This is a genomic window from Planktothrix sp. FACHB-1355 (genome assembly GCF_014748295.1).
In the GTDB taxonomy this organism is placed as follows: Bacteria; Cyanobacteriota; Cyanobacteriia; order Cyanobacteriales; family Aerosakkonemataceae; genus Aerosakkonema; species Aerosakkonema funiforme_A.
The window spans coordinates 1-4381 of the sequence record NZ_JACJUP010000525.1; the positions used below are offsets into that span (position 1 = coordinate 1).

The 4381-nt window shown below is 44.4% G+C and carries 2 protein-coding genes and 1 pseudogene; all 3 read left to right on the forward strand.

Annotated elements, in window-relative coordinates:
• Window positions 1-2383, forward strand: a 2383-nt coding sequence (locus H6S82_RS19815; protein ID WP_191056599.1) for an amino acid adenylation domain-containing protein, incomplete at its 5' end; no start/stop codon positions are given.
• 63 nt (window positions 2384-2446) lie between these two features.
• Window positions 2447-4120: a condensation domain-containing protein gene (locus H6S82_RS19820; RefSeq protein ID WP_190465299.1), complete on the forward strand. Its 1674-nt coding sequence runs from the start codon at window positions 2447-2449 to the stop codon at window positions 4118-4120.
• 62 nt (window positions 4121-4182) lie between these two features.
• A pseudogene (locus H6S82_RS19825) lies at window positions 4183-4381 on the forward strand (asparagine synthetase B); the annotation flags it as partial.

The window sequence follows — 4381 nt, forward strand, 5'->3', positions numbered from 1 at the left end:
CCAAGTTTCCGACGGACTGAAAAAATTGGCTCGCATTGCAGAAGTTCCTCTCAAGCACGTTTTGCTCGCCGCACATATTAGAGTGATGAGTTTGTTGGGTGGCGAAACCGACGTTTTGACGGGTCTGGAGTCTAACGGTCGAGTGGAAGAAGCAGACGGAGAAAAGGCGTTGGGAATTCATTTGAACACCGTACCTTTTCGCTTGCAACTGACGGGAGGAACGTGGATCGATTTGGCGCAGCAAGTCTTTGCTACCGAACGGGAATTGTTACCTTTCCGGCGTTATCCCTATGCGGATTTACACAGGCTTTGCGGTCGTCAAGCGCTACAACCTCTGGTGGAAGCTGTTTTTAACTACACTCACTTTCACGTATACGATCGCCTTCAAACTCTCAAAGGTTTGGAAATCTTGGGGGCTAGGGGTTTTGGAGAAACTCACTTTCCTTTGCGGGCTGAATTTAATCGCAATCACGCTTCCGATCGCATACAACTGGATTTGGAATGCAATTTGCGAGAAATCGGACAAGCGCAATTAGAAGCGATCGGCAATTACTACATCGAAACTCTGACGGCGATGGCGACTCACCCGCACGATCGCTACGAGAATTCCTGTCTGCTTCCAGCTGCGGAAAAGCATCGGCTACTGGTCGAGTGGAATAACACTCAGAGGGAATTCAAAAAAGAAGAAATCTGCCATCTGAATTTAGAAGATTGTTGTATTCATCAATGGTTTGAGGCGCAAGCAGAATTAACCCCAGATGCAGTAGCGGTGCAATTCGATGGCGAACAATTGAGTTACCGACAATTGAACGATCGCGCCAATGCGATCGCACATTACTTACAAAGTTTAGGGGTTGGCCCTGATGTGTTGGTAGGTCTATGTGTGGAGCGATCGCTAGAAACGATCGTCGGAATCTTTGCTATCCTCAAAGCAGGCGGTGCTTATGTGCCTATAGACCCTGCCTATCCCAGTTCGCATCTGACTTTTATTCTGGAAGATAGCCAAGCACCAGTCCTTTTAACTCAACAACAATTAGTTTCAGGACTCCCACAAACAAAGGCGAAAATAGTATGTTTGGACTCGGATTTTCAGACCCTGAAACTGGGGAATCCGATCGCTAAAACTACTCCTGAAAATCTAGCATACGCGATTTATACTTCAGGTTCTACAGGACGACCGAAAGGAGTTTTGGTAACTCATCGAAACTTGGTTCATTCAACCATAGCTCGAATTGCTTACTATCGAGAACCCGTTCGCAGTTTCTTATTAATTCCTTCCTTCGCCTTTGATAGTTCAATTGCAGTTATTTTTTGGACGCTTTGTCAAGGAGGAAATCTAGTAATACTCAGGGAAGGTTTGCAGAAAGATATCTGGCAATTGGCAAGTGCGATCGGCAACTATCGCGTCTCCCATTGGTTAAGCGTTCCCTCGCTTTATGCAACTCTTTTGGAACATATCGAACCCAGTCAGCTTGCTTCTCTGCAAACTGCGATCGTTGCGGGAGAATCTTGTTCCAAAGAGTTAATCGAACGTCATCAAAAGCAACTGCCGCATACACAATTGTTTAACGAATACGGGCCAACAGAAGGAACTGTTTGGTGCAGTGTTTACGATTGTAAAAATTCCGATTTTAAAACATCTGTTTCGATCGGTCGTCCCATCGCAAATACTCAGATTTATTTGCTCGATTCTCATCTCCAACCAGTACCTATTGGAGTTCTTGGCGAACTTTATATCGGCGGACTCGGCGTCACCAAAGGTTATCTCAACCGTCCCGAATTGACTGCTGAAAAATTTATTCCAAATCCCTTTAATGATTTGGGATTGCCGATTTTAGATTTGAGATTTTCAGATTTCAATCCCAAATCCAAAATCCCAAATCCCAAATCCGAAAGGCTCTATAAAACTGGGGATTTGGCGCGTTACCTCCCAGATGGAAACATTGAATTTATCGGACGTATTGACCATCAGGTGAAGGTGAGGGGATACCGGATCGAACTGACAGCGATCGAAGCAACTTTACTGCAACACCCCGCCGTCCGAGAAGCTGTCGTATTAGTTCGAGAAGAACAGCCAGGAAATCAACGTTTAGTTGCTTACGTAGTACCGAATCGCGGATTTGCGCTGACAAATGAAGAATTGCGGAGTTTCTTAAGGCAAAAGCTACCGGAATATATGATTCCTAACAGCTTCATCAAACTAGATGCACTGCCGTTAACGCCAAATGGGAAAGTCGATCGCCACAGTTTACCAGCATTTGAAAAAACGCAATCCAGCGATGATGTAATGGCTCGAATTCTAGAACAACTGGAACAATTGTCTGAAGAAGAAGTGAAAGTAATGCTTTCGCAAAAGAGCTTGTCAATAAGCACAAGAGGTTAGTTAAAATTGGCAATTTTGCTGAAAAAATTAGTAAAACTGTTTCGCAATTCAAGGAGATAAAAAGTGAGTGAGCTTTTAAAGCGTCTTGAGCAACTTTCACCAGAAAAACGCCAACTTCTGGAAATGTTAATGAAAGAAGAAAGTGTAGCGGCTCAAACTACCTACGTAGCACCTAGCACGCCAGTTGAGGCGGCGCTGGCTAAGATTTGGGGTCAGGTACTGGGGATCGATCGAGTAGGCATCCACGACAACTTTTTAGAGTTGGGAGGAGATTCGATTCAGAGTATTCGGATTGTAGCTAAAGCTAACCAAGCAAGTCTTCAACTCAGTACAAATCAACTTTTTGAACATCCGACGATCGCAGAATTGGCAACAGTTGTAGGTGCGATTTCTCTTCGCGAGGCACAACAGGAAGCTGTAGTAGGCTCAGTACCTCTAACTCCTATCCAACAGTGGTTTTTCGAGCGCAATTTTGCTGAAAATCATCATTGGAACCAAGCTTTTCTGCTAGAAATAAATCGAGATATAGACCCCTCTTTGCTAGAGGAAGTTGCTCAGCAGCTACTCGTACATCACGATGCTCTGCGCCTCCGATTTCAACAAAAATCGGGAATTTGGGAGCAAGTAAATATGGGTTTGGAAGAGAAAGTTAGTTTTGCTAAATTCGATCTTTCAACTATTCCAGAGTCAGAGCAAAAATCCGCTATTGAAAGCATAGCAACAGAAATCCAAGGCAGCTTCAATTTATCAGCAGGGCCATTGATGAAAGTGGCGTTTTTTGAACTGGGTAATCAAAAAACGAACCGCTTACTGATTGCCATCCATCACTTAGTAGAAGATGTAGTTTCCTTACGGATACTTCTGGAAGATCTCCAGGCAGCTTACGAGCAAATTAGTAGTGGAAAAGCTATTTCCCTTCCAGCTAAAACGACTTCTTTTAAACAATGGTCTGAACTACTGACCGAGTACGCTCGATCGGCAGAGGTTAAGCAAGAATTATCTTACTGGTTAGCAGAACCTCGGAGACAAGCTCAACCTTTGCCGAGAGACTACCCCGAAGGAGCTAACATTGAAGCCTCGACTCGCGTTGTTTCGGTATCTCTAAATACAGAAGAAACTCAAGCTTTACTTCATAAAATTCCGGCAACTTACCAAACACAAATTAATGAAGTGTTGCTAACAGCTTTGGTACAAACTATTACCGAATGGATGGGAAGACGCGACCTTCTGATTGACTTAGACGTACACGGACGAGAAGAAATTATTGAAGGTGTGAACCTATCCCGCACAGTTGGCTGGTTTACAAACTGCTTTCCGATGTATTTCAACTTGACGGATGTGGAAACTCCGGTCGATCGGTTAAAGTCGATCGCACAGCAGCTTCGCCAAATTCCCAAGCGGGGGATGGGTTATGGTTTGCTGCGTTATTGCGGCGACGATAAGACGATCGCACAAAAAATGGGCTCTCTTCCTCGACCGGAAATTATATTTAACTACTTAGGTCAGTTCGATCGCATTCTACTCGAATCTTCTCCATTTCAACTAGCTCGCGAATCTCACGGACTGAGTATTAGTCCCCGCAACACTCGACCCCATTTGTTACTCGTTTTGGGGAGAATCTTGGAAGGACAACTGCAAATGAACTGGGAATACAGTGAAAATATTTACCGACAAAGCACTGTAGAAAATCTGGCTCAGCGCTTAATGGAAGAAGTGCGTTTGTTGCTCCCTCAGTGATATTTAAAGCGGTCAATGATGCGCGAAAAATTTTGAAATTCGGTCACGGAAGAGAGAAATTTATGTGCGGTATTGTAGGAATTTTCTCGAAAGAAAAACCGATTTCGGCAGAAGCGTTAGCAAAAGCAACGCAGCAGTTGAAATATCGTGGCCCAGACAAACAAAATCACTGGATTGCTTCCCATCAACGGGTGGGATTGGGTCACGCTAGATTGAGCATTATCGACCTAGCAACGGGAGATCAGCCGATCGCAAATGAAG